Below are 25882 nucleotides of genomic sequence, written 5' to 3' on the forward strand. Positions count from 1 at the left end.
CTCCTTAGGGACGTTCCAAACTTAACATTCCAATGCGTCTGCAACAAACGGCAAGGCATTCCCGAAGCCAGGCTCATCGCTTATTTTTTCTGGGCGATCAATTGCTCGGACCGGGAGGAATCTGCTGTCTCGCCGCCATGACCGGGTCCAAAGAGGTTCAAAATGACGACCCCGACTACGATTAAGGCAATTCCAATTATACTTCCTGTATTTATTCTTTCTTTCCAGATTAATACCGATATGACAACCGTAGCAATCGCGCCAATGCCGGACCAAATGGCGTAAGCGGCATTTAAAGGTATTGTCTTCAGCGACAATGACAAAAAGAAGAATGCGCAAGTAAAGCTAACGATCATCCCTAACACGGGAAGCAGCCTTGTAAACCCTTGGGACGCTTTTAACATGGAAGTTCCGACAAGCTCGCTCACAATTGAAATCGCTAAAAATAAATACGCCAATTACTTCAGCTCCCTCTACCCTACTCGCACAAAATGATAGGGTCGACTCCATCAATTTCTAGATTTGTCTGCCAAATTACATACTAAACTATATCGTTCGGATAGGATCGTTTCAAGTCGATTGAGAGAGACCCTTGACATTCTACCTACTAGTAGGCACTATGAAAATGAGATGGAATATAATAATCCTTACAGAAAGTACTGGAAGAGGAGAATGGATATGAGCGTTTACGACTACAAAGCAAACAATATTCGCGGTCAGGAAATCAGCTTGGATACATACAAAGGCAAGGTGCTCCTGATCGTGAACACGGCCAGCAAATGCGGCTTCACGCCGCAGTACGCCGATCTTCAGAAGCTGTATGAAACGTATAAAGACCGGGACTTTGTCGTGCTTGGATTCCCCTGCAACCAATTCGGCGAACAAGAGCCCGATTCCAACGAGAACGTGAACATCTTCTGCCAGCTCAATTATGGCGTTTCCTTCCCTTTGTTTGAGAAAATTGACGTAAAAGGGGAAACGAAGCATCCGCTCTTTGCCTACTTGACGGAACAAGCGCCGTTTACGGGCTTCGACCAAAGTCAGTCCGCCGGCAAATTGCTGCACAGCATGCTCGCCGAACGAATGCCGGAATCGCTGCTCAATAACGAGGTGAAGTGGAATTTCACCAAATTTCTCGTCGACCGCGAAGGCCGCGTTGTGAACCGGCTGGAATCGCCCGTCGACCCGCTCGATATCAGCCCCCTCATAGAGGCGCTATTATAAAATTATAAAATAATAGAGAGCTGGCATGTCCACCTCACTGACCAATCCGTTTTGGGTTGGTTTTTTTGTTATGGACTGGACATATCAAATAATCTGTATATAATGTATATATACAGTTTATTATAGGGGTTACAAATGGACATCATACTTTTAAATTCGAGCGACCTGCCGATCTATCAGCAAATCAAACATCAGATTATCGAACAGATTTTAAAAGGCCAGCTGTTGGAAGGCGAGCAGCTTCCATCCATACGGAAACTGGCACAAGAATTGAAAATCAGCGTGATTACAACAAAACGGGCGTATGAAGAGCTGGAACGCGAAGGATATATTGACAGCGTCCTTGGCAAAGGGTCGTTTGTTTCCTTGAGCGACAAGCAGATGTTAAGACAACGGCAATTGGAAACGGTTCGGAAGCAGTTGAAAGAGATTGTTCAAGACAGCAAAAAGTATGACATCACCCTCCAACAACTGATTCTCCATATCACGCAATTATACGGGGAGGATTGAAAGTGGAAACGATTCTGGAATTGAATCACGTAAGCAAAGGGTTTAAGGATTTCGCGTTGCAGGATGTCAGTTTTTCGCTGGAAAAAGGCTACATCATGGGATTTATCGGTCCAAACGGGGCAGGGAAAAGCACCACGCTCCGCTGCATCATGGATCTTGTACACATCGAAAGCGGCGAAATTAAACTGTTCGGTACCGATTACCGCAACAATATGAAAGCATTAAAGCAGCGTATCGGGTTCGTCTATGATCAGGATGTTTTTTTTGAGGATTTGACCGTCGAAAAGAACAAACGCATTGTCTCTTCATTCTACGATCAGTGGGATGACGATGCATTCTACCGGTATATAAAGGATTTCGAAGTTCCTCTAACGAAGCCGGTGAAAGCTTTGTCAAAAGGAACAAAAATGAAATTTGCTTTAGCCGTCGCTCTATCCCATCATGCGGAGCTAATTATTATGGATGAACCGACTTCCGGACTTGATCCGATTTTCCGAAAAGAGCTGCTGGACATCCTGCTGGATGTCATTCAGGACGAAAACAAGGCGATCTTCTTCTCGACGCACATTACCACCGATTTAGAACAAGTGGCCGACTACATTACTTTCATTCATGACGGGAAAATTGTGCTGTGCGAGGAAACGCAAAAGCTGCTGGATGATTACCTGCTCGTTAAGGGACCGTTAAGCCTGGCCGAGAAAGTGAGAGGGTACCAGCCCGATGCAATGAAAGAAACGTCACTCGGGTTCGAAGCATTTATGAAAAGGAACGAGACAAAGCAATTCGAGACGGAGTTCAATCTCAGAATGGATCGGCCCACTCTGGAAGACATCATGTACTATATGGTAAAAGTGCGAAAACGTTAATTTTGCAACAGAAAGGAGTTCTTACACGATGTTTGGATTAATGATAAAAGATTTTTATACACAAAGAAAATTCGCTTACTTAGCACCGATCTTTTTATTGCCGTATTTCTTAACATTGGGAAGAAACATCTCCGGCGCCGGGATCGAGCTCTTCAGTCTAAGTATCGGTTTTATTGGTTATATCATGACCTTATATTCCAATTTTAATATCGGCGAAAGCGAAAAAATGCAAAACAGACTACTTATCAGTTTACCAACCACGAGGACAGCGATTATCTTTGCCAAGTATGTAATGATTAGCTTTTGGTGGTTGATTTCTTATATTTCGTATGTGGTTTTACTATTTGTTTTAGAACGTTTACTTCATTATAACCTAACCCAATCGTTTGATATCAGAATCGCTGCTTTATCGCTTTGTGCCACTTATCTATTTGCTTCCATTTTTTATCCGTTTCATTTCAAATTCGGATATCGGGCCGCGAGTTTATTGGGGATCGCAATGTTTTTTCTGGTAACAAACGGGATGGGGAAGCTATTCTCGCTTAGTCGTAGTGGAAGTTGGGGTTCTGCAATGGCCGATCAGCCAATTCTCAGCTTTGCTGTTATTACGCTTTCATGTGTGCTTGTTTCTTATCTCTTATCAGTCCGTATATTTTCCAAAAAAGATTTTTAGATACCAAAAGACGTAGTAAATAAGAGCTCTAGGATCAAGAAGCTTTTATAAAATGAAACAGACCTGGCATGCTCCGGCATAACCAGGTCTCTATTTTTTCGCTTCGCGGTGCTTACACCATAATTTTGCAAATATCGTTGGTGAATTCAACGGGATCGCTGATCGGCAGCCCCTCGATCAACAGCGCCTGATTGTACAGCAGGTTCGTGTACAGATTCAGCTTCTCTTTATCTTTCGCGAAAGCGTCTTTCAGCGACTGGAACACCTCGTGGTTGACGTTGATTTCCAGCACCTTCTCCGCTTTCACGTCCTGGCTGTTCGGCATCGCTTTTAATATTTTCTCCATCTCGATCGTCAGATCGCCTTCTGCCGCCAGACAGACCGGATGGGACCGCAGCCGCTTCGAAGCTCTTACCTTCGTTACTTTGCCGGACAGCAGCGATTGCATCGATTCAAAAAGATCCTTGTTATCGCTCTCCTCCGCATCCGACTGCTTCTCATTCGCCTCCGGCTCAATGCCTAAGTCACCGCTCGACACCGATTTAAACTCTTTTTCTTTGTACGTCATGATCATCTTGATCGCGAACTCGTCGATATCGTCGGTAAAGTACAGCATTTCGTAGCCTTTATCGGATACGACCTCGATTTGCGGCAGCTTCTCGATCCGCTCAATCGATTCTCCGGAAGCGTAATAGATGTACTTCTGGTCTTCCGGCATTCGCGAAACGTATTCGTCCAGCGTAACCAGCTTCTTCTCCTTGGAAGAATAGAACAGGAGCAGGTCCTGAAGATCGTTTTTATGGGTGCCGTAATCGCTGTATACCCCGTATTTCAGCTGTCTGCCGAACGCTTTATAAAACGGCTCGTACTTGTCGCGCTCGTCTTTCAGCATGCTTTGCAATTGGGACTTGATTTTGTTCTTGATGTTTTTGGCGATCAGGCTCAACTGGCGGTCGTGCTGCAGCATCTCGCGGGAGATGTTCAGCGACAAGTCTTCCGAATCGACCATCCCTTTCACAAAGCCGAAATAGTCCGGAAGCAGGTCCGCGCATTTGTTCATGATCAGCACGCCGTTCGAATACAGCTCCAGTCCCTTCTCGTATTCCTTCGTATAATAATCGAAAGGCGTATTTTCAGGGATAAACAGAATCGCATTGTATACGACCGCGCCATCGGCACTAATATGGATATGCTTCAGCGGGTTGTCGAAGCCGTAACGTTTTTCATGATAAAAATTGTTGTAGTCTTCCGCTGTCAGCTCATTTTTGTTTTTGCGCCAGATCGGCACCATGCTGTTGACGGTTTGTTCTTCCTCGTACTCCTCGAATTCATTGTCGCCGCCTTCTTTTGGCCGCTGGCCTTTCACATCCATCTTGATCGGGTACCGGATAAAATCGGAGTATTTCTTAATAATCGCTTTCAGCCGGTACTCTTCCAGGAATTCATCGTATTGGTCGTCTTCGGTGTTTTCTTTAATTTTCAGAACGATTTCCGTACCGGTCGAATCCTTCTCGCCCGGCACGATCGTGTATCCGTCCGCACCTTCAGACTCCCATTTATAAGCCTGATCGCTGCCGACGGCCTTCGTCGTGACCGTCACGACATCCGCAACCATAAACGCCGCATAAAATCCGACCCCGAACTGACCGATGATGTTGTGCCCGTCCTTCAGCTCGTTTTCGTTCTTGAAGGCAAGCGAGCCGCTCTTGGCGATGACGCCGAGATTGTTCTCCAGCTCTTCCTGGGTCATGCCGATGCCCGTATCGGTAATGGTCAGCGTGCGGCCGGCCTTATCGGCGGTTACTTTAATGTAGTAATCCTCTTTGTTGAACGTGAGCTTATCGTCGGTTAACGCTTTGTAATACAGCTTGTCGATCGCATCGCTCGCATTGGAAATAAGCTCTCTGAGAAAGATTTCCTTCTGCGTGTAAATGGAGTGGATCATCATGTCCAGCAGTCGTTTCGATTCGGCTTGAAACTGTTTCTTTGCCATGAAAATGGAGCTCCTTTCAATTCAAAAAATAAAGTGTGAATCGGTGTCGTCGTAAAAAGTTGGAGATGTTCGTTAAACCGGTCGACTCGGAAATAGCACTCTAACGGATCGAGTGCTAAATCTTATTTTTATATAACATAGGATGATTTTTGAGTCAATATGGTAACCGATGCAGGGAATGCATGTATTGGCGGAGAGATGGTTAAAGTAACAGACAGATCCAACATGAAGGAGGGCAAATCATTGGAAAATACGCATGATTTTGTCGAGAAACTGCAAGATACGCAGAAAAAAGCCGAACAAAATAAAAAACATCAAGGGCAAGGAAATCCGGGCCAGCAGCTGCCGAACAAGCAGCACAGCACGAACAAATAGCACTTCACGATTCCATGCTCGAACTGCAAAAATTAATTTCCCGGCCTTCCAGCCGGCTCATTAAAAGGGTGACAGCATGAACAAAGAGGGTCTGCCGGGCTTCCCGGACAGGCCCTTCTATAATTTGAATTTGCTCGAAGCAATGAATTTTCGAATTAAATCGGCCGTTTCTTTGCGGTAATGAATATCTTTATGTCCGTACGGCAGGACGATAAAATCGTACATTCCATCAAAATAAACGGACTCGACGGTGACACGCCCGTCATTATCGCCCTTCAGCAGCTTCCCCAGCAGCAGATTGCTGTTATTTCCGGCGATGACCCCGACTTTGACGTCCGTTTCCTTCATGTTTAGATGGCGGACGCTCTTGCCTCGGATCGATTCCAATGTCTTGAAAATTTTGACGCCTGTTCTGGAGACCTTTGCCAAAAAATCGGCGAGCTCGCTCCCTTGATTGGGAGTTGCAATCAAAATGCACTTGTTCACTCTGTCCAGGTGCTTCGTATCCGACAGAAACTTGCGAATGACCAATCCGCCGCTGCTGTGACCGACCAAGCTTATTTTTTCACCGGTCTTTAATGCAGGGACGAGCCCGTCAAATATTCCCTCCAAAACAACCGCGCAATGCTCGATGCTCTTAAACGTCAGCGGCAAATCAATCGGCATGCATGCAAAATGGTGACGGGATAAATTCGCCTGCAGCTCCATCATATCTTTTTTATTTTTGCTGAACCCGTGCAGTAACATGACTTTATGCCCCGATCCTTCAATCTCCATCGGCATCTCCTCGGATTTGAGATGTGTTCAACTATTATTGTATCTGAAAATACAATTTTTTGCTGCTCAATGGTTCTTCGTCCAGTTTGTGAACAGCTCCTTGTTACGGATATACAGCTGTTTGAATAGTCCGTAGTAATGGTCGTACAGCTCTTGATGCCGCTGATCGGGCTCATAATACCGCTCCTCCAGGGCTACCGCCTGATTGCACCCTTCGCTTATCGACCGATAGATGCCGACACCGGTTCCGGCGACGATCGCCGCGCCGACGCATGCTTCTTCTTTCACCTTGGTCGTATAAACCGGCTTGCCGAATATATCCGCCTGGCACTGCAGCCATACACTATGCTTCGCGCCGCCGCCGGATGCGATCACCTTGTCGGCCGCAATTCCCTGCTGCCCCAGCAGCTCCATCGAGTCCCGGAGCGCGTAAACGACACCTTCTACAACCGCTCTCACCAAATGCTCCTTACGATGCTTTAAAGTCATGCCAAGGAAACCCGCCCTTGCTGCCGGATCCATGTGGGGCGTTCGTTCGCCTGCCAAATAAGGCAGAAAAAGCACGCCCTCGCTTCCCGCATCCACATGCGAGCACATCTCCATCAGAATATTAAAATCTGCTGCCTGCAGTACATTTTCCTTCAGCCACTTCAGCGCAAGGCCGCTGTTCAGATTAGAGCCCTGGATCACCCAGGAGCCCGGGAAGATGTGACAAAAGGTATTCATTCTCCACTGCGGATCGTAAATCGGATTGGATACCATGGCGGCGACTTGGCCCCCCGTCCCGATATTCGAGGTCACCCAGCCGGGTTCGACGACCCCATTGCCGACCGCTTGCATACATTGGTCGGATCCTCCGCACACGACGGGCGTGCCGGGGTACAGCCCTGTTTCCCGCGCCGCTTCCGTCGTGACTTCGCCGGCAATATCGAGCGGCTCCAGGCATTCCGGGAATATCGTGCCCGCAATGTCCAGCGCTTCGATTAGCGGGTAGGACCATTGTCTGCCGCGTGTATTAAACGCCACCGAGCCGGAGGCGTCGGTCGCCTCGGAAGCAAGCCGGCCGGTCAGCTTATAGCGGATATAGTCCTTGGGCAGAACAATCTTATGAACGGCGGCGTACTGCTCGGGTTCGTTCTCTTGCATCCACAGCAAGGACGCGAGCGCAAAACCCGTGGATGCCTTGTTCATCGTTTCACCGGCAAGGCTCATCCGCTCCATTACGTCATTGATTCGATCAACCTGCCGCTTCGATCTTTGATCCGGCCAGATGATTGCCGGCCTGACCGGCCTTCCTGCTGCGTCGAGGGCAACGAGTCCATGCATTTGGCCGGACAATCCTACACCGCGTATGCTTCGGGGATCGGCCCCTGTATCCGTCAGCAGCTTGCGGATCGTGCGGGCTGCGGCGGCCCACCATTTTTCGGGCGACTGCTCGGCCCAATCGTTCCTTGAAACGTCGATATCATAATGCTCTTGGGCGATCCCTAGCATCCTGCCGTCGATATCCATCAGCAGCGCCTTTACGCTTGAAGTTCCCAGATCAATACCTAGCAGTAAGCTCAATTCGGATTCTCTCCTTCTGCAGTGGAGTGGCAGGCGGTCGAGCAGGTCGTTCCTTTAAGTCATTCTGACGACGCCTTTGATCACATCTTCATCACGTTTTCCTTGGAGCAAGTCTTCGACCTCCTCCAAACCAATCTCCGTTAGGATCGAATCGAGCTTGTACGCCCCGGCCTCGATCAGCCGAATTGCCCGCACCTGCGTATCGGGATACGTGAACGAGCCGATCACCCGCAGCTCCTTGCGGAAAATTTCGTACGGCTCAATGGATACGGTCCTGCCCTGCGGATAAGCGGCGAACAGCAGGATGTCCCCGCCCTGCTTCGTCGCCCGGACGCACTGCATCAGGACATCGCCTGCTCCGGCGCAATCAACCGTTACATCAAGATCGGCCAGTTCCTCCAGCGCCGATTTCCCGGCAAACGGATCGATCGCCTGGAAACCGAGTTCCGCCGCGACTTTACGTTTATGCGCCTGCGGCTCGATCAGGGTGACCTCACTTGCTCCCTGGAGCCGAAGCGTCTGCAGCATCAACTGGCCGATGAAGCCTCCTCCGAATACCGCCGCGCGATAGCCCGCCTTAATCTGCAGCCGGTCCAATCCATGCAGCACGCATGAGACCGGTTCTGCCAGACAAGCCTGCAACGGATCGACGTTCGGCGCTATTTTATAGACGAGCTCCTCCGGAACGACGCAATACGACGACAGCCCGCCATTCAGATTGACGCCGAGCGCGCGCATAGCCGTGCACAAATGCGGAGCTCCCTGCAGGCATGAAGGACAATGGCCGCACCAAATGTTGGGGTTGACCGTAATAAAGTCGCCAACGGCGGCATGCTTGACCCCGCTTCCGGTCTCCACGATGACTCCCGCAAACTCATGACCCGGTGAAACCGGCAAGGATGCCGGATAAGTGCCGTGAAAAATATGGCGGTCGGTGCCGCATATACCGCAGGCCGACACTTTGATAAGCACATCGTTGCTGCCGATGGAAGGCCGGTCGACCTGCCTAATTTCAATTTCCCCCGGCTTGTGAAGAATAAGCGATTCCTGACTCATTTTTACGCCTCCTGTTATGTGAATGAGCTAATCGATGACGGCATTTAGCGTGAAGGCGGCGATCAAGCCTCTCCTTCACAATTTGAATCCGCTTACAATTTGAGATTGTCAGCACAAAATAAAGTCCGAGCCCATCATAATCCGCCGTGCAATTAATGTCAATGGCTCCGCACCTGCCTCCAGACTGCCGAAAAGAAAGATCAAAGAGCTGTCCCCTAAGCAGGTTTTTAATCATATCAATCAAGCTCTTCAGCTTCAAAAGCGAAAAACGAACCGATCAAGGGGCTTATCCTTGGCCGGTTCGTTCGTTTTCATCGCTCTGCACGACCCCCTTATTTGGTAAGCTCGGCATACAATTCAGGTCTTCGATCCCGAAAGACCGGTTCTTGCTTTCTCTCTTTAAATATTAAGGATGTATCAATTTGTCCGATTAAAACTTCCTCTTGGTCGCCCGCTTCAACCACAACTTCGCCGCGCGGATTGACAATTTTGCTTTTTCCGCAATATACGAACCCGTTCTCCGTTCCTACTCTATTTACAGCTACCGTAAAAATTTGATTGTCCTGTGCCCGAGCGCTAGTACGGAGGTCTAACAAGTATTCAAAGTTTTTAGGAATAACCGAAGGAATAAAAATGATTTCGGCTCCTTTAAGCGCCAAAATCCGAAAACATTCTTCGAAAGCGTGGTCATAACAGATCACTACGCCTACCTTCGTCCCGAACAGTTCAAAGATCGGAAATTCAGCACCGTTTCGGAAGTATCGGTGTTCCGTCGGATAAAGATGTACTTTTCGATATTTTCCGATATACTCGCCTTTCTCATTGATGACAAAAGCGGTATCATACAAAACACCGGTTTTGAGCTCATCTTTTTCTACGATATTTCCGATAATAGCCGTCTGATATTGCTTTGCTTTGATGGCTAATCGTTCCACCGTCGGACCCGGTATTGTCTCCGCCAATGTATAGAATTCGTCTTGAATCAGATCGAAGTTATATCCTGTCGAAAATAGCTCCGGAAAACAAATGATGTCCGTCTCTTGACCGATTTGATCGATATAATATTCCGCTTTTTGAATATTGCTTTCGATATCTTTAATGACGGAATCCATTTGCACAAGCCCTACATTTAGTTGTGTCATCTAATTCCCTCCATACATGAGTCTGATTAAGCCTCGAATTTTACATAAACTTCATCCCTAAGGTCGTAATCTGCGCTGGGCCAACATCAATAGAAACCGTATCTGTATGCGCAATGGGTTGAATGATTTCTTCAAGAACGTTGCTTGTATAGACTTCCTTGATGGACGCGTTGACTTTAATTGCTATTTCCGATTCTTCCACTATCATATTGAACCAACGGATGATTAAATCGTCCGTCTGATCGTTTATTTTCATACTCGAAAAAGCGATACCCTCTCCGCTCCACTCCAGAAGTCCAAAATCGGCCGGCAGCTTTCCTGAATGAACCCCGGTTTGCTGCACAGTCCATGGAATCTGGAACTGGTAGGCCTCCACAAAGGCTCCGGAACGTACACCATCAATCGGATGCGGAATAATTTCAAACTCGGCGGTCTGCTCGCCCAAACATTGCGCCTCCGGTGTTGGGAACACTCCCCAATCCCCGAGTTCACCGACCGAGCGTAATAAAGTTAAAGCAATCGTGTTGCGCCCGTCTCTTAAAATTTCGTATTCATTCAGCCCAAGGTTGGCAATCGTCAGTCCTGCCCTCTCATCACTCACATCGACAAATGCTTGCTGGTGTTGGCAATTGCTTGGGTTTTCCCATTCCGGGGCCGGCTGGATATTTCTCTGGGCCACCTCAAAAATCGAATCAACCGAGCATACATCCGTTTTCAAATCAACAGGAAACAAGACGCGCAATCGATGATCCGTTGCCTTGTTGTCAAAAGCTGTTTTTACCTTCACCCCTTTGCCGCCCTTTTCCAGGCTGACACGAGTGACGATCTTAAGCGGCACCGTTTCTTCGACGCGCTGCGCCTTTCGTTCTTTGAACAAAACCATTTGGCTGATTTCGGTTTGCAATACCTCGTTGGCGCCTTTTGGAATGGCTAATTCATGGATGATTTCAAAGGAAGCACGATAGGGGTGATCCTCGATAAGGCTAATCGCGGCTTTCAGGCCTTTCGTTGTGATTGCACTCTCCCCGTCAGGTTGTTTAAATACATACTCATTTCCAATATCACCTACATCCTCGTAAGCTAAAAGTTCCGAAAACGTATGTCCGCTTTGTTTTTCCGTAATGACTAACCGGCCATCTTCGGATATGGCCACTTTTAACCATTCGTTTTCCATTTCCCGTTCCCCGCTTACTAGAGAGGAATTAGGTACAGCCTCTGAATGAGCGGCATCCGAGCGGACCGGATTTTTTATCCATGCATACGTCTTAAACCCGAGAGCGGGTACATCCTCTGCTGCAAATGTAAGCTTATGTTTGCGGGCCATATAAGGCTGGCGGAACCGCTCCTCCGGAAGATCATAGCCAAATTGCACTCCCAGGTCTTCCATGACAGAAGAGATTTTATTGCCGTGACGATCCACCAGAATCCAGTCCTCATCGCTCTCTTTCTGTAACTCCTCTACAACGAGAGCGGGGACTTTTCCGTCAATCGGCAAACGCTTGATTTCCAATACGACAGAAACAACACCTGTTCGCACCCAGCCGCTCGTATTAAAAACGGAGAACGGCACAGCCTCTGCGGAAAATTCCGTAAAAACATCGGACTGGATATGCCGGGTGATCGCTTTTAAACTTTCTTCAACAATTACTTCTGCAACATGGAGACTTTTATCGAAACGGGTCATCATTTCCCGGTGGACCTCGTCAATACTGCAGCCGCAAATGCTGTCGTGCGGATGATTCTGCATTAACGTTTTCCATGCATACGTAAACAAATGGTGAGGGTAACGCTGCCCAAGAAGATGAGCAAATGCGGCCAAAGGCTCGGCCACCTTCTCCAGCATAGCCTGGCCGATCTGGTTCTTTTGTTTCATATAAACTCTGGCTGAAGCCGTGTTGACTAAAGAAAACCATCCATCCGTATGTTGGCTCCGCAATTCCCCTTTCACGACAGATAAATGGCTTGGCAGCGACGGCTTAACCTGTTCAATATAGCGTTCAAAGCTGGAATGGACGAATTGAACATCGGGCAATACTTTTCTTGCTGTTGTCAGCGCAGCAGTCAAGTCCGTTTGAACGGGTTGATGGTCACAGCCGTTCATGAATAATAAATGAGGGGTGGAAGCGTACCGCTTTGCATCCTCAATTCTTTTCTCCCAATAACCTAAAGCTTCTTCCTCTTCTGCCGGCACTTCCATTCCATTGTGGTACCAGTTAGCAAACAGGATTCCTAGAACAGAGGACCCATCCGGGGATTGCCATATCATCTCTGAAAACGGTGACTCAAAATGGTTTGTTTGATCCTCCACCGCATTATTGAATCCTGTCGGCTTTACCCCCCGTCCAAATACGGCGGTATCAATTCCAGCCTGCCGCAATATCTGTGCGGCCTGTCCCATATTCCCGAAGGAGTCCGGGAAATACCCCAGTTTTGATACAACATTGCCATACTGTCTGGCATCTTGAAATCCGGTCATCAGGTTTCGGATATTGGCTTCACTGCTTGTTAAAAATTCATCCTGCAAGATGTACCATGGGCCGATATGCAATCTGCCTTCTTTAATGTATTGAACCAGTTTGCCCCGCATTTCAGGGCGAACCTGTAAATAATCCTCGAGAATGATCGTTTGTCCGTCCAAATGAAAACTATTAAAGCCAGCGTCTTTTTCCAACAGATCCAATAACTCGTCCATTAACCGGATGAGACGAACATGATGTTTTTCGTACGGCAAATACCATTCGCGGTCCCAATGGGTATGAGAAATGAGATGGCAAACAAATCGATTGTTCATGGTCACTCCGCTCCCGTAAGTAAAGATCCGGCGCTAGTTAACTTGTTCACTTCACGCCGGATCTGATAACCCGTTTATTTTACAAAAGGATTTGTTTTATCCTGCTGCAGCTTGTTCCGCTCATCCTGAACCTGTTGACCGCCGCTCTTGTAATAATTCGCTACATAATCGTCAAAGGTTTGACCCGGATCTGTTTTGCCGTCCACAATGGCTTTCGTTAAGCCTTCCTGAACCAGCGCGGCCAGCTTGGAGCCATATTGTTCATTCGCAGGGCTTGCAATGGTTCTTCTATAATCCGCCGCATACTTGTTTATTTTGGATTTCTCCAGGTAGAGATTGTATACTTGTTTCAAATGTTCGAATTGATCTTTGTGATCTGCGAATTTCGATTGAAGCTTCTCCAGGGAATCTACTTCGGATTGCGGAACAACTTCACGAAGAACTTCAAGAGGAGCATAATCGTCAGGCAATTTGTCACTTGCGATTAGCGTTTTAACTCCGTCTTTCTCCGTATAGGTTTTGTCCAAAACGCCATACTTCATGAGGTCCAGACCGTCGGTTAACTGCCAGTCCAGGTATTTGAAAATACAATCGTAATAAACGCGGTGATATAGAAGCTTTTGAGCAATGCGCCCGTAGAAAATAAATACTTATAGGCTTGAAACGTCAGCTCCTTAGGCCATAAAAGAAGATTGCTCTTGTGGATCTCGTTTGCAGAGGTCAAGGAAACGTTGAAAACGTGAACGATCGGGAGGATCGTGACCAAACAGGCAAAAGCTAAAATGGAATAAATCAAAAGATCAGCCAGACGATTTTTTTGTTCAACCACGGCCCTTCACCCTCCTCACCATAGCGTTGGCTCGCCGCTTCGTTTAATAATTCGGTTAGCCGACACAATTAAGATAAAGCCGACAATCCCTTTAAACAGTCCGATTGCCGTGGCCTCGCTGAAGTTAGCCTGTTCGATGCCGATGCGGTACACATAGGTATCAAATATATCCGATACGCTATACACCGTCGGATTACTCATCACAAAAATTTGTTCAAAGCCCGCATCCAGAATATAACCGATCTGTATAATCAACATGAGAAATACAGTTGGAATAAGGGAGGGTAATGTCACGTGAATCATCTTTTTCCATCTGCCGGCGCCATCGACTGTAGCCGCCTCGTATAATGACGGATCGATACCGCTTAATGCTGCTAAATAAATAATGGCTCCCCACCCAAAATCCTTTAAAATACCTGTGATCACCAGAATGGAACGGAAATAATCAGGACCCGTAACAAAATCGATTGCAGGAATGCCAAAACCCTTTAATATTTCATTAATGATCCCCGCCGGGCTGATAAAAGAAAGGATCAATCCTCCATAAACGATCCAGGAAAGAAAGTGCGGAAAATATGTAATCGTTTGAACGGTCTTTTTAACGGATTGTTTTCTTACCTCATTCAGCAGCAATGCGAATATAATCGGAACGGGAAATCCAAAAATAAGCCGATAGCTGCTAATGAGCAAGGTATTGGTTAATAACTGATAAAAATCGTCGGACTGGTAGATCATGATAAAATGTTTCAGTCCTACCCACGGGCTATCGGCAATGCCGACGAAGGGCTGAAAATCTTTGAATGCGATGCTGATACCAAGAAAGGGGACATAGTGGAAAAGGAAAAAATAAGTTAAGGTAGGTAATAACATGAAGTATAAATTTCGATGCTTCTTCATTCGCCGCCACCACGATAAACCGGGTGCTCTCATGGATAAACCGGATGCTTTCAATTGGGGAGTTTGTTCCACATCCATAAATGCACGTCGCCTCCTTTTGAAATAGATGACTTTTTAGTTATAAAGTAAGCAGTTTTTAATCATCCATCAATTTCCTAAAACGTTTTAGAAAAAGTGCAAAGAGCGCCCTATAAGTTGTGATTTCGTCACGCAACGCCACCTCATGTAAGATTTGTATTAGCAAATCATCATTCACAAGACCTAAAACGTTTTCGATAACATTTATAAACTAATTATATGTTACAATAAATAACGTGTCAATTACTTTCTTTAATCTTTTTATTGTTTTATGTTAGTTAATATAACGTCATTGTTTTTCTCGAGTTCAATATCAGAAGAAAGATTATTATATCGGCAACCTACTTCTTGAAGGGTAAAGTAATCTACTATGGATCCAGCCATTTGAGGCTTCTATAGAAATCGTTTTAGATATGGAATCGAGTTTTCGCGCCCATTCGCTTCGGAGACTGAAAGGCAGTGCGGCTGCTTGGTCCACAAAAAAACCATTGCAGCTGAAATCCTGCAATGGTTTTTTTCGGCTTGTTACTTATCAGGGCTGCATCAACCGTTTAATCGATGTTGCATCAGCCACTGTTTTGCGTAATCTACCGCTTCCCCCATATCGAACAGTTTGCAAGCAGCATTGCCTGCTTGCACCACCGCTTGCGGACCCCCGAAAACCCATCCCAGACTGGATAAAGAGGAATGGACCAGCAGTTGGTCCCCCTCCCGAATACCAAGCCGTCTTAGATCCTGAACCATTCCGCTGCCCCATGCAGCCCGTCCCTTACAGTTCCATCCATTCGTTGACCAAATCAATCGTCCGTTTAAACCGTTCCCGGCCTTGATTCACCAGAGCCTGCTTCGCCTGCTGAAACTCCCCTTCCAGCATCCATCTCGCATTCTGGTCCTTAACCTTGTATTTTATGGTCCATTCTCATCCTCGCCAAGATACCTGTGGATGTGGCAGGCCATCTTGACGTTAAACCAGTCGTCGCCTTCGTCGAACGCATAACCGAGCAGGTCGCGAATGCGTCCGATCCGGTAATAGAGCGTATTGTGGTGGATGGACAGCTCCTGTGTCGTGCTCCGCAGGTCTTTATCGTTCTTTACGAATGCAAGCAGCGTTTGGAGCAGACTCGTGTTTTTCTCCCGGTCATACGCCATGATCGGATCGAGCACGTCGCGGAGATATTCCTCCAGCTCTTCCCGGTTGTGCCGGATCAGGAAACGGATAATTCCCAAATCACCAAAATAGATCACCCCTCGTCCGCGCTCACGTTTATCCAGCAGACGAGCGCTCTGCTGAGCGTCAAGATAAGAGCGGCTTACCCGGTCCAGCCCCTGATAAAGACGTCCAATTCCTCCTTCGATCGTTCGCATGCGCTGCAATTCATAAAGCAAGGCACGGAAAGCCGATTGACGCTCGCCCGGTTCCATCGCAGCCGGAAGGCTCAGGATCATAATGCTGCGCTGACTTCGCTCGACGGATAAATATTGGAACGGCATTCGCTGCAACAGCTGTTCCAGAGCGGTCTGCACGTTCATCTCCATCGGGCTTGTCAGCAGTACGGCATAATAGCTGTCTTTCTCCAGACCGAGATACCGCGCCTGCTCCTGAAGCTGGACATTCATTTCCCCGGCCAGTACATCTTCGAGAAAAGCGTCCTTGACCCGCGCCTGCGACTCCCGCACCGCCTCTTTCTTCACCCAATCAAGCGCCAGAACGGTCGCGCTGTATTCGAAGATCAGCTTGCCGGCGTCCACGAATCCTTCCGGCCCCGTCCGGGCGCATAGATAGCCGAGCAGCCTTTCCGCGCCGACAATCGGCGTGACGAGCAACGTACCGCCGCCCTCGGGCAGATCGATGCGCTGCCAATTCCGGTTGCGCTGTACCCACTGCATGGCCGGATGCTGGAGAAAATGGTCCGGCAGCCGGAAATCGCCGCCTTCCGGCAGCTTCGCAACGGGTGTCAGCAGCGGATCATAAACGGCAACGGGCACCTTAATGTTATGGTACAGCGCGGCCAAAATTTCCGGTGTGCCTTGTCCTTTGGCGGCTAGGTGGCTGAGCCGGTTATGGAAATCGATCGTGATCTGCAGCCGCTCATGCTCTTTGCGCAGCGCCTCGTGCGTCATCTGCAATTCGCGGTTCTGCTTCTGCACTTGAAGGAACAACCGGTTCCGCTCCAGAACGACGGCCGCAAGATCGGCGAAGCCCTGGAGCAGAATAAGGTCCTCGTCGCCGAACGGCTCCGGGCTGGCGAAATTGTCGATGGTCAATACGCCGATGCACTGGCCGCCATACATAAGCGGCGCAGCAATGCAGCTGTTCGGATAGTTGGCGTAAATCGTCGAATCGAGATAATACTTATGGTTAAGCTCGGTCATATTGGCCATGGCCGAGCGTATATTCTCTTTCCCGTTAATGAACATCGGCTTTTCGCTCATAAACGTGCGCCCTGAGATCCCCTCTCCCGGCGAGAGACGGGTCATCGCGGATGCAGATTTGTCGAAGCCGATTACCGAGTGCACCGCAAGCTTGCGGATTCGAGCGTCATACAGAAACAGAAATCCGGTATCGGCGGCCGGAATGGCGTCGATGGCCGACTGCAAAATCAAATCCAGCATTTGCTCTTCGTTGATCGACGAAACGATAGTCCGGGCAATACGCATGAGCGATAGAAACGAACGATCTGCCACGGTACCCCCTCCTACCTTTGAAAGTTCAAAATCTTTGCTCTTACTTACTCGAGTCAAACGTAATGCGGCCGCCGGCAATTGTCAGTTCGGCTTGACCGCCTTCGGTAACGGGGTCACCGTCCCAAAGCACAAGATCGGCGTCCTTGCCCGGTTTCAGCGAGCCGGTCCGCTCCGACAAGCGGAGATGGCGGGCCGCATTGAGGGTCAGGCCGCGCCATGCCGCCTCCGCGGAAAGCCCCGCCCGGACCGCCAGCCCGGCCGACATCGGCAAATACTGGATCGGCAGTACCGGATGATCCGTCGTAAACGAAATCCGCACCCCGGCTTCGTGAAGAGCCGCATACGTCTCCCAGCCCATCTCCCGCAGCTCCACTTTGCTGCGGGACGATAAGGTCGGTCCGATGCAGCAATCCACGCCGTTTTTCGCAAGCAGGTGGGCCAGCCGGCGGCCTTCGGTCGCATGCTCGACCGTCAGGTCGAGTCCGAACTCCTTGCCGATCCGAACGGCCGTCTCGATATCGTCGGCCCGATGGGCGTGAACCCGGACCGGAATCCGTCTCTGCAGCGCAAGTACGAGCGCCTCCATCCGCAGATCGCGGCCGGCTTGCGCCGCGCCGGCAGCTTCCCGCTCCTGCATGTAGATGGCGGCCTTCACGAATTGCTCGCGGATCAAGCCGGCAATGCCCATCCGGGTCAGCGGCGCCCGTCCCGCCGCGGCTCCGTGGTATTTCTTGGGGTTTTCCCCCAATGCCATTTTAAGCCCGGATGGGTGCAGCATCAGCATCTCCTCCAGAAGCGCTCCGGGGAGCACCTTCAGGCAGCACATAAGTCCGCCGATAACATTGGCGCTTCCGGGCAGCACCTGAACGGTGGTGATGCCGGCTTCCGCGGCTTCGGCGAACCCCCGGTCAAAGGAATAGATGCCGTCCAGCGCGCGAAGATGCGGTGTGACAGGCTCCGAGGTCTCGTTATAATCGTCGCCTTCCCAACCGACCCCCTCCTCGTCGATGCCAAGATGCGTATGGGGATCGATGAGCCCGGGCGTTAACAGCCGGCCATCCGCTTCAATAACGAGCGCATCTTCGTCGTTATCATGATCCGGCTCCGTCCGGGAAGAAACTTCAATTAACCGGCCTTCGGCGATGCGAACCGCCCCCCGCTCGATCATTGGGCCTTCCATCGTCATAATGCGGGCATTGCGGATAACGATCGACCTGCTCATCTCCATTCGTTAACCCTTCTTTTCCAAAGGAATGCCCTGCTTCACGGCATCCACCCAGTCGTAGTACTGATCGATCAGCACGCTTTTGTTGTCCCTGTAAATGCGTTCAAGCTCATCGACCGGCTCCGGATGGTCGTCGACCCGAAAGTCGATGAACGGAAAGCCGGCGATCGCCGCCACTTTGATGGCTGCGGACTGCTTGCCCCGTCTGTCGCCGCCCGCCCGCGAGCCCGCCTGCAGCGCGGCCAGCAGCCGGTCTGCGAAATCGCCATCGCATAATGCGTACGCCTTTTCCATGGCACCCATAACGGAGTCGTTCGCCAGCAGATTGCCGGAGATGCAGAATTGATCCCGGATCAGATGACCTTTCACATCGTCGTTTTCCCTGCCTGTATAGGCGGCGCAATTGCCGAACCGGTCGACGACGGACACCTGCCTCAGCTCCCGCCCCGGATCCTCGAGGAGCAGCTTGTTCAGCACTTCATTCGCCGTCATCCCCCCGCGCAGCAGCTCGATCCCGAGCGGTCCAAGGGTCGGATTGACCCACCCCTGCGTCGCGACGATGCCGGCCTCGGGGTCGATGACCGGAGAATAGGCGCCGACCCCGGGGAACTTGGAGGCGACTGCCGCACCGAACTGCTTCGTGTCCGGACAGCGGGCTATGATAGCAAACGTATTGCAATAGAAGTCGGGCATTGCCCGATGCGGATTGATCAGAATAGGCATCGCGTATCATCGTCCTTTCAAATCTCTGTTAGACTGTATCCCGCCGAATCGCCCTGAAGACGCTCGGCATAATGGCAGGCCGATGAGTGGCCGCTTTCCAGCTCGCGCAGCGCCGGCTCCTCAAGCCGGCACCGCTCCGTCGCAAGCGGACAGCGGGGATGGAAACGGCAGCCGGAAGGCGGAGCGACAGGGCTCGGCAGCTCGCCTTGAAGCAGGATGCGTTCCTTCCGCTGCCGCGGATCGGTCTCGGGTACGGCGGAAAGCAGCGCCTTCGTATAAGGGTGGAGCGGGCGCTCGTACAGACGGGCGCTCGGCCCCAGCTCGACGAGCTTGCCGAGATACATGACGCCGACCCGCCGGCTGACGTATTGCACGACGCCGAGATCATGCGCGATAAACAGGCAGGTGAGATTATACCGCTGCTGCAGGTCGACCAGCAGGTTCACGATCTGCGCCTGGATAGAAACATCAAGCGCGGCGACCGGCTCGTCGGCGACAATGAATTTGGGCTCGACGGCAAGCGCGCGCGCAATGCCGATCCGCTGCCGCTGCCCGCCCGAGAATTGGTGCGGGTAGCGGTCCCCCGCGGCTTGCGAAATGCCTACCGCATCCAATAGTTCATTGATTTTGCTGTCGCGGCCGCCTCTGAATAAACCGTGCGTCACCATCGGCTCCTCCAGAATTCTCCTGACGGTCATGCGCGGATTCAGGCTCGCATACGGATCCTGAAATACCATCTGAAACTGCCTGCGGGCCCGCTTCAGTTCGCGGGCGTCCATGCCGGTCAGCGGACGGCCGTCAAACCGGATCGCACCCGAGGTCGGCTCGGTCAGGCGGATCAGCATCCGGCCCGTCGTCGACTTGCCGCACCCGGATTCGCCGACGATCCCGAGCGTCTCCCCCTCGAATATATCGAAGCTGACGTTGTCCACCGCTTTTACCGGAGGACCCTGTTTGCCGAACAAACCGGTTCGGACCGGAAAATGCTTCGTCATCCCTTCGGCTTCCACAAGCTTCTTCATCGTCTCTCCTCCTCCAGCCAGCAGGCCGAGCGATGGCCGGGACCGGCTTCAAACAGCGGCGGAATGCGGCCGCCGCACTTGTCCATCACATACGGACACCGCGACGCGAAACGGCACCCTGACGGCAGATCGAGCAGGCTCGGCGGCTGCCCCTCGATCGGAACGAGCCGCTCCCGGCTGCCCGGCTTCGGGATGGAAGACAGCAGCCCCTGCGTATACGGATGGCGCGGACCCGCGAATAATTCGCCGACCGGCGCTTGTTCCACGATCATGCCGGCATACATGACGGCAACGGTGTCGCACGTCTCCGCCACGACGCCAAGGTCGTGCGTGATCAGGATGATCGACAAGCCGCGTTCGTCGCGGAGCCGCTTCATCAGCTCCAGTATTTGCGCCTGCGTCGTCACATCGAGAGCCGTCGTCGGCTCGTCGGCAATGAGCAGCTCGGCCTGCGAAGCGAGCGACATCGCAATGACCGCGCGCTGGCGCATCCCGCCGCTGAACTGGTGCGGATAATCTTTTGCCCGCGACTCCGGCGCAGGAATGCCGACCTGCCGCAGCATGGCGACGGCGGTATCCCACGCGCTTCGGCGGCTTGCCCGGGCATGAATTTCCGGCACTTCCGCCACCTGGCGGCCCACGGTATAAACCGGATTCAACGACGTCATCGGATCCTGAAAAATCATGGCGAGCCTATTGCCGCGCAGCTGCCGCATCTGCTCTTCCCGAAGCGACAGCAGATCGCGGCCATGGAACGCGATTCGCCCCTCCACCGTCTCGTTCTTGCGGCCGCCGATCAGCCGCATGATTGCTTGCGATGTCACGCTCTTGCCGCACCCGGACTCGCCGACTACGCCCAAGATTTCGCCGCGGCCCACGCTGAAGCTGACGCCGTCGACCGCTTTCACGAGCCCCTTGCGGGTCCGGAAGTGGCAGCGGAGATTTTCGACTTGAAGGACCGCCTGTCCGTTTTCGGTCATTGGTACACACCCTCCTTATGCGCAGGTGATAAAGGTTTGCCCTGGTGAGCTCTAGTGAGCAGGCATCCCGGGATGCGCTGTCTGGCTCCCGGGGCATGCTGTCAGGCATCCTGGGACGCGCGCGGGTCCAGCGCATCGCGAAGCCCGTCGCCCAGAATATTGAAGCTGAGCACCGCCAGCGTAATCGCGATGCCGGGGAATACGGCGATCCACCAGGCCGATTCCATCCAGTCCTTGCCTTCGCTGAGCATGACGCCCCAGGAAGGCATATCCGGCTCCGCGCCGAGTCCGAGAAAGCTTAAGGAGGCCTCCGACAAAATCGCAAATGCGAACGACAGCGTCACCTGAACGATGACCGGCCCCAAAATATTCGGCAGCACATGCCGCCGCATGATCGCCAGATGGCCGACGCCGATGGAGCGCGCCGCCTCGATATAGAGAGAATCTCTCATCGCAAGCACGGCGCCGCGCGCGATACGGGCGAAGATCGGCGTATAGACGATACCGATCGCAACCATCAGATTCGTCGTGCTGGCGCCAAGTACAGCCATTACCGCAAGCGCGAGCAGAATATCGGGAATGGAGAACAAGACGTCGACGACGCGCGAGATGACGGCGTCCGTCTTACCGCCGAAATAGCCGGCAAGCACGCCCATCACGACACCTGCGGCAAGCGCTATGCTGACGGATACCGCACCGACGTGAAGAGAGATCCGCGTTCCGTATACGATGCGCGACAAAATGTCCCGCCCGAGCTGATCCGTGCCGAGCCAGTGCTTGGCCGAGGGCGCGCCCAGCATCTGCGTGCCGAGCGCATACGGATCGTACGGCGACACCAGGGAAGCAAGCAGCGCCGTCAGCGCGAAGGCGGCAATGAAGAGAAATCCCGTCAGCGCCAGTTTGTTTTTGCGGAATCGGTACCAAATTTCTTTCATCGGGACGGATCCTCCTAGTAACGGATTCTCGGGTTCAGCAGGGCGTAAATTAGATCGACGACAAAGTTGATGAGCACGAAGCAGAACGCAACGAACAGAATGGTGCCCTGCATGAGCGTATAATCACGGTTCGTAATTGATTGCAGCGCCAGCCTGCCGACGCCGGGCAAAGAAAAAATCTGTTCAATGACGACCGAGCCGCCGATCAAATAACCGATCTGGATGCCGAGCACGGTGATGATCGGAATCATCGCGTTTTTCAAGGCGTGGCGGATGACGAGCAGACGCGCCGGCACCCCTTTGGCGCGCGCCATTTTCATATAGTCCTGGTCCAGCACCTCAAGCACCGTCGAACGGGTCATCCGCATCACAACCGCGGACACAGCAGCCCCCAATGCAACGCCGGGCATCGCCATACGGCGCAAATTGTCCAGCGGGTCCTGCCAGAGCGGCGTGAATCCGCCCGATGGAAACCAGCCCAGCTTCAATGAGAAAAAGAGGACCAGCAGCGTTCCGAGCCAGAAGCCGGGCACCGAAATGCCGAGCAGACCGAGAAAGGTGGCGGCATAATCCGGCGGACTGTTGCGGCGGTACGCGGCCCAGACGCCGAGCGGAATGCCGATCACGACGGCGAACAGGACGCTGATGACGGCCAGCTCCAGCGTCACCGGCAGCCGCTCGAGAATCGAGGTCAACACCGGATCGCCGCTGAAGGACGATTTGCCGAAATCGCCGCGAAGAACGTCCGAGATCCAGATGCCGTACTGCACGTACAGCGGTTTATCCAGCCCGTACCGCTCCATCATCTCTGCCGCCAGCTGCTCGTTGTACCGGTTTCCAAGCAGTACGGTGACCGTATCGCCGGGAATCAAGCGGACAAGCAGAAATGTAATGACCGATATGCCGAACAGGACGGGGATGGTGATCAGCAGCCGTCTGATAATGTACCGAATCATGGCAAACCTCCAGAAAAGCGGGAACTAGCCCGCTCGAACCGGCTAGCTTCCGCAAACATTTCGGGAACAGCCGGGATGCCGCGCATCCCGGGGGCATGTCCCGATAGGGGAATGTTACTTGATGTCCGTACGCTTCAAGGAAATCGTCGACACCGTCGGCTCCACTTCAAAGCCGGATACGCTCGTGCGGTAGGCTGCCGTGCGCTCGTTCATGTACAGGAACACCATCGGCGCGTCTTCCGCAATCAGCTTCTGCGCCTGCTTGTAAATTTCTTTGCGCGCATCGTCCCCGACCGTCGTACGGCCCTGCTCCAGCAGCTTGTCGACCTCGGGGTTGGAGTAGCCCTGCTGATTCCAGGCTCCGCCCGTATGGAAAATGTTGTACAGATACTCATCGGGATCGACGAAGCCGGACCAGCCGACGACATCCATTTGGAAGTCTCCTTTGCCGAGAGCGTCGAAGAAAACGCCGGATTCCTGGGCTTGCACCGTTACCTCGATGCCGATATCCTTCAATTGCTGCTTCACGATTTGTGCAGCCTGAACCTGATAATCCCAGTCGGAGCCCGCTTTGATCGTCAGCTTCAAATTCGCAGCGCCCGCTTCCTGCAGCAGCTGCTTGGCTTTCTCTACGTCCCGCTTCTCATACAGCTTGAGGTCCGGGAATGCCCAGTGGTTGGGCGGAATATTGGCGCCGTCCAGCACCGTTGCCTTGCCGAATTTGACGAGCTGGTTGATCTGCTGGCGGTCGATGGCGTAAGCGATTGCCTGGCGCACCTTCGGATCCTTCAAGGCCGGATCTTTCGCATTGATGCCTACATATTCCCAGAACGTACCCGGCACCGATTCCAGCTTGACGTCCTGCTCTTTGGCGAGCACTTCGTTTTCCTTGGCGGTCGTTTCGAGGATCAGGTCGATCTCGCCGTTGCGGATTGCCGTCGTACGGGCCGTTTCATCGGTGATCGGCTTGAAAATAACCTGATCGAGATACGGCAGCCCCTGCTCAAAGTAATTCGGGTTTTTCTTCAGTACGAGCTGCTGGTCTTTCTTCCATTCCTCCAGCTGGAACGGCCCGCTGCCGGCATCGGCGCCGTCGAGCTTGCCGCCGTTTGCTTCAACGACATCCTTGTTCACGATCGCGTTCATCGGATGAGCCAAGTAGGAAAGAAACGGCGCCATCGGTTGCTTCAGCTTGATTACGATCGTGTAGGGGTCCGGCGTTTCTACGGAGGATACCAGCTCGAATTCACTGGCATGGACCTTCTGTTCCACAATGCGGTTAATGGAATATTTAACGTCTTCGGAAGTCACTTCTTTATCGGAGTTGTGAAATTTAACGCCTTGGTGCAGCTTGAACGTATACGTCAGCTCATCCTCGGAAATCGTATACGACTGGGCAAGGCCCGGCACGACCTCACCGTAATTCTTCGTATAGGACATGAGCGAATTATACATGTTCTCGATCAGGTGAATGGAGCCGGCGTCGGCTGCCAAGTGCGGATCGAGCGTCTTCCCTTCGGCCTGAATCGCGACGCGCAGCACTTTGGGCCCTGCGGCCGGCGTACTCCCGGACGTATTCGTCTGTTCATTCGCGCTGTTCCCGGCTTGTACGCCGGCATCGCCCGTATTCGCGCCTTTCGTTCCGCCATCGGAACATGCCGCAATTAGCGCCAGCATCATTCCTAATATGACGACCATCCATCTTTTCATCGTTCCACCCCATCCGCTGGATTGTTGTTTCCTATGTACGATCCTAACAATCCAACGTCGGTCATGGTAGGTAATCTGTCACGAAAAAAAGTTCCTCTCTTTGGGATATATACCAAAACCAAGTCGTCTGCAGGTGCAAATCTATTCGTTTTACTATAAAAAAAGAATATAAACCGGTTCTCGAAATTTCCAAGTAAACGGAAATGAGTTTGCCTGAAACGGCAATGTTTGATTCTGTAAACCAAATTATATGTAAGGTTATTTTACATGTAATAGGAGCGTTAGGTGAAGGTCTGGAACTGCATTCTCCAGAAAAAAGCGAAGGAACGGGGACGGAAGACAACTTGATCGGTCAGCGGAGCCCTTCAAGCATGGATCTATATTTTACAAGCATGAGAAATTACCGGGATCTTACCCATTCGTACCAAGACAGAAAGAAAGGCCTGCTGCACCCGAGATCAGATCAGCAATCTCCGCAGCTTCTCCAGCGTTTCGGCCGTTTCCGGCAAATGGACCGTGACCAACAAATCCGGCGCGTCACTAACCTGTAATGAAAGGTGGCCGAGAACAATCCAGCAACTCCTTCATATACGACGATGTGAACGTCCGCCAAATGGAATTGCGCTCCAACTCCGACATTTCATTATAATCTCCAAAAACTTCGCACGCGGCCCGGTTCCACGCAACAAAATCCCATCTGAGAGCACATAAGCCGGACTGGGATCGGCGGCGGATGGGGATTTCAAGCAAGCCTGCAGCTGGCGGGAAATATCCCCAGACCGGAAGATCGCGCAAGCGTCATTTCAACTTATTATTCCGCGTCCTACTCCGGGTTTGTCGTTCCGATTGTCGGCGTGGGCTTGATGAGC

24 protein-coding genes and 1 pseudogene are annotated in these 25882 nt (G+C 51.6%); 5 read left to right on the forward strand and 20 right to left on the reverse strand.

What is annotated here, in order from left to right:
• Positions 1–80: 80 nt before the first annotated feature.
• Positions 81–458 carry a DMT family transporter gene (locus VN24_RS06140; RefSeq protein ID WP_045669669.1) on the reverse strand — a complete coding sequence of 126 codons (378 nt, stop codon included), beginning with the start codon at positions 456–458 and terminating at the stop codon, positions 81–83.
• 220 nt (positions 459–678) lie between these two features.
• On the opposite strand from VN24_RS06140, the gene VN24_RS06145 reads away from it, so the two are divergent.
• From VN24_RS06145 to VN24_RS06160, 4 genes are all read left to right on the forward strand, one after another.
• Positions 679–1224, forward strand: coding sequence for a glutathione peroxidase (locus VN24_RS06145; protein WP_045669670.1), 546 nt, complete (start codon positions 679–681; stop codon positions 1222–1224).
• Positions 1225–1359: 135 nt separating this feature from the next.
• Positions 1360–1734, forward strand: a complete 375-nt coding sequence (locus tag VN24_RS06150) for a GntR family transcriptional regulator (protein ID WP_045669671.1) — start codon at positions 1360–1362, stop codon at positions 1732–1734.
• Between the two features lie 2 nt (positions 1735–1736).
• Positions 1737–2600 carry an ABC transporter ATP-binding protein gene (locus VN24_RS06155; protein WP_045669672.1) on the forward strand — a complete coding sequence of 288 codons (864 nt, stop codon included), beginning with the start codon at positions 1737–1739 and terminating at the stop codon, positions 2598–2600.
• Between the two features lie 28 nt (positions 2601–2628).
• Positions 2629–3273, forward strand: a complete 645-nt coding sequence (locus VN24_RS06160; RefSeq protein ID WP_045669673.1) for an ABC-2 transporter permease — start codon at positions 2629–2631, stop codon at positions 3271–3273.
• 112 nt (positions 3274–3385) lie between these two features.
• On the opposite strand, the gene htpG is transcribed toward VN24_RS06160, so the two are convergent.
• A complete protein-coding gene (gene htpG / locus VN24_RS06165) occupies positions 3386–5266 on the reverse strand; it encodes a molecular chaperone HtpG (RefSeq protein WP_045669674.1) in 1881 nt (626 codons plus the stop codon).
• 243 nt (positions 5267–5509) lie between these two features.
• Between htpG and VN24_RS06170 the strand changes: the two genes are divergently transcribed.
• Positions 5510–5641: a DUF4023 domain-containing protein gene (locus VN24_RS06170; protein ID WP_202967414.1), complete on the forward strand. Its 132-nt coding sequence runs from the start codon at positions 5510–5512 to the stop codon at positions 5639–5641.
• Between the two features lie 117 nt (positions 5642–5758).
• On the opposite strand, the gene VN24_RS06175 is transcribed toward VN24_RS06170, so the two are convergent.
• The 18 genes and pseudogenes from VN24_RS06175 to VN24_RS28685 form a co-directional block, all read right to left on the reverse strand.
• The gene (locus VN24_RS06175; protein WP_045669676.1) at positions 5759–6418 is read right to left on the reverse strand and encodes an alpha/beta fold hydrolase; all 660 of its coding nucleotides are present in this window, start codon (positions 6416–6418) and stop codon (positions 5759–5761) included.
• 66 nt (positions 6419–6484) lie between these two features.
• Positions 6485–7984 carry a xylulokinase gene (gene xylB, locus VN24_RS06180; protein WP_045669677.1) on the reverse strand — a complete coding sequence of 500 codons (1500 nt, stop codon included), beginning with the start codon at positions 7982–7984 and terminating at the stop codon, positions 6485–6487.
• Between the two features lie 54 nt (positions 7985–8038).
• Positions 8039–9040: a zinc-dependent alcohol dehydrogenase family protein gene (locus VN24_RS06185; protein WP_045669678.1), complete on the reverse strand. Its 1002-nt coding sequence runs from the start codon at positions 9038–9040 to the stop codon at positions 8039–8041.
• A gap of 332 nt (positions 9041–9372) precedes the next feature.
• Positions 9373–10182 (reverse strand): carbon-nitrogen hydrolase family protein, encoded by an 810-nt coding sequence (locus tag VN24_RS06190; RefSeq protein ID WP_045669679.1) that lies wholly within the window; start codon positions 10180–10182, stop codon positions 9373–9375.
• 40 nt (positions 10183–10222) lie between these two features.
• Positions 10223–12973, reverse strand: coding sequence for an alpha-mannosidase (locus VN24_RS06195; RefSeq protein ID WP_045669680.1), 2751 nt, complete (start codon positions 12971–12973; stop codon positions 10223–10225).
• 74 nt (positions 12974–13047) lie between these two features.
• Positions 13048–13500: a type 2 periplasmic-binding domain-containing protein gene (locus tag VN24_RS06200; protein WP_148505200.1), complete on the reverse strand. Its 453-nt coding sequence runs from the start codon at positions 13498–13500 to the stop codon at positions 13048–13050.
• Between the two features lie 32 nt (positions 13501–13532).
• A complete protein-coding gene (locus VN24_RS06205) occupies positions 13533–13802 on the reverse strand; it encodes an ABC transporter permease family protein (protein ID WP_045669682.1) in 270 nt (89 codons plus the stop codon).
• 15 nt (positions 13803–13817) lie between these two features.
• Entirely contained in the window at positions 13818–14777 is a 960-nt protein-coding gene (locus VN24_RS06210; protein ID WP_238590839.1) for an ABC transporter permease, read from the reverse strand.
• Between the two features lie 630 nt (positions 14778–15407).
• Positions 15408–15521 (reverse strand): annotated as a pseudogene (locus VN24_RS28065) (AAC(3) family N-acetyltransferase); the annotation flags it as partial.
• A gap of 162 nt (positions 15522–15683) precedes the next feature.
• A complete protein-coding gene (locus VN24_RS06220; RefSeq protein ID WP_045669684.1) occupies positions 15684–17462 on the reverse strand; it encodes a helix-turn-helix domain-containing protein in 1779 nt (592 codons plus the stop codon).
• Positions 17463–17502: 40 nt separating this feature from the next.
• Complete coding sequence (locus tag VN24_RS06225; RefSeq protein ID WP_148505201.1) at positions 17503–18690, reverse strand: amidohydrolase; 1188 nt, start codon at positions 18688–18690, stop codon at positions 17503–17505.
• Between the two features lie 3 nt (positions 18691–18693).
• The gene (locus VN24_RS06230) at positions 18694–19410 is read right to left on the reverse strand and encodes a DUF1028 domain-containing protein (protein ID WP_238590840.1); all 717 of its coding nucleotides are present in this window, start codon (positions 19408–19410) and stop codon (positions 18694–18696) included.
• Positions 19411–19427: 17 nt separating this feature from the next.
• A complete protein-coding gene (locus VN24_RS06235) occupies positions 19428–20432 on the reverse strand; it encodes an ABC transporter ATP-binding protein (protein ID WP_045669685.1) in 1005 nt (334 codons plus the stop codon).
• Positions 20429–21412, reverse strand: a complete 984-nt coding sequence (locus tag VN24_RS06240; RefSeq protein ID WP_045669686.1) for an ABC transporter ATP-binding protein — start codon at positions 21410–21412, stop codon at positions 20429–20431. Before VN24_RS06240 ends, VN24_RS06235 begins: the two co-directional genes overlap by 4 nt.
• Before the next feature lie 101 nt (positions 21413–21513).
• A complete protein-coding gene (locus VN24_RS06245; protein ID WP_045669687.1) occupies positions 21514–22347 on the reverse strand; it encodes an ABC transporter permease in 834 nt (277 codons plus the stop codon).
• A 14-nt stretch (positions 22348–22361) separates the two neighbouring features.
• Entirely contained in the window at positions 22362–23303 is a 942-nt protein-coding gene (locus VN24_RS06250) for an ABC transporter permease (protein WP_045669688.1), read from the reverse strand.
• A gap of 114 nt (positions 23304–23417) precedes the next feature.
• Complete coding sequence (locus VN24_RS06255; RefSeq protein ID WP_045669689.1) at positions 23418–25013, reverse strand: ABC transporter substrate-binding protein; 1596 nt, start codon at positions 25011–25013, stop codon at positions 23418–23420.
• 540 nt (positions 25014–25553) lie between these two features.
• A complete protein-coding gene (locus tag VN24_RS28685; RefSeq protein WP_420798605.1) occupies positions 25554–25808 on the reverse strand; it encodes an MmyB family transcriptional regulator in 255 nt (84 codons plus the stop codon).
• Between the last annotated feature and the right edge of the window lie 74 nt (positions 25809–25882).

The sequence above is a fragment of the Paenibacillus beijingensis genome (assembly GCF_000961095.1).
In the GTDB taxonomy this organism is placed as follows: Bacteria; Bacillota; Bacilli; order Paenibacillales; family Paenibacillaceae; genus Paenibacillus_O; species Paenibacillus_O beijingensis.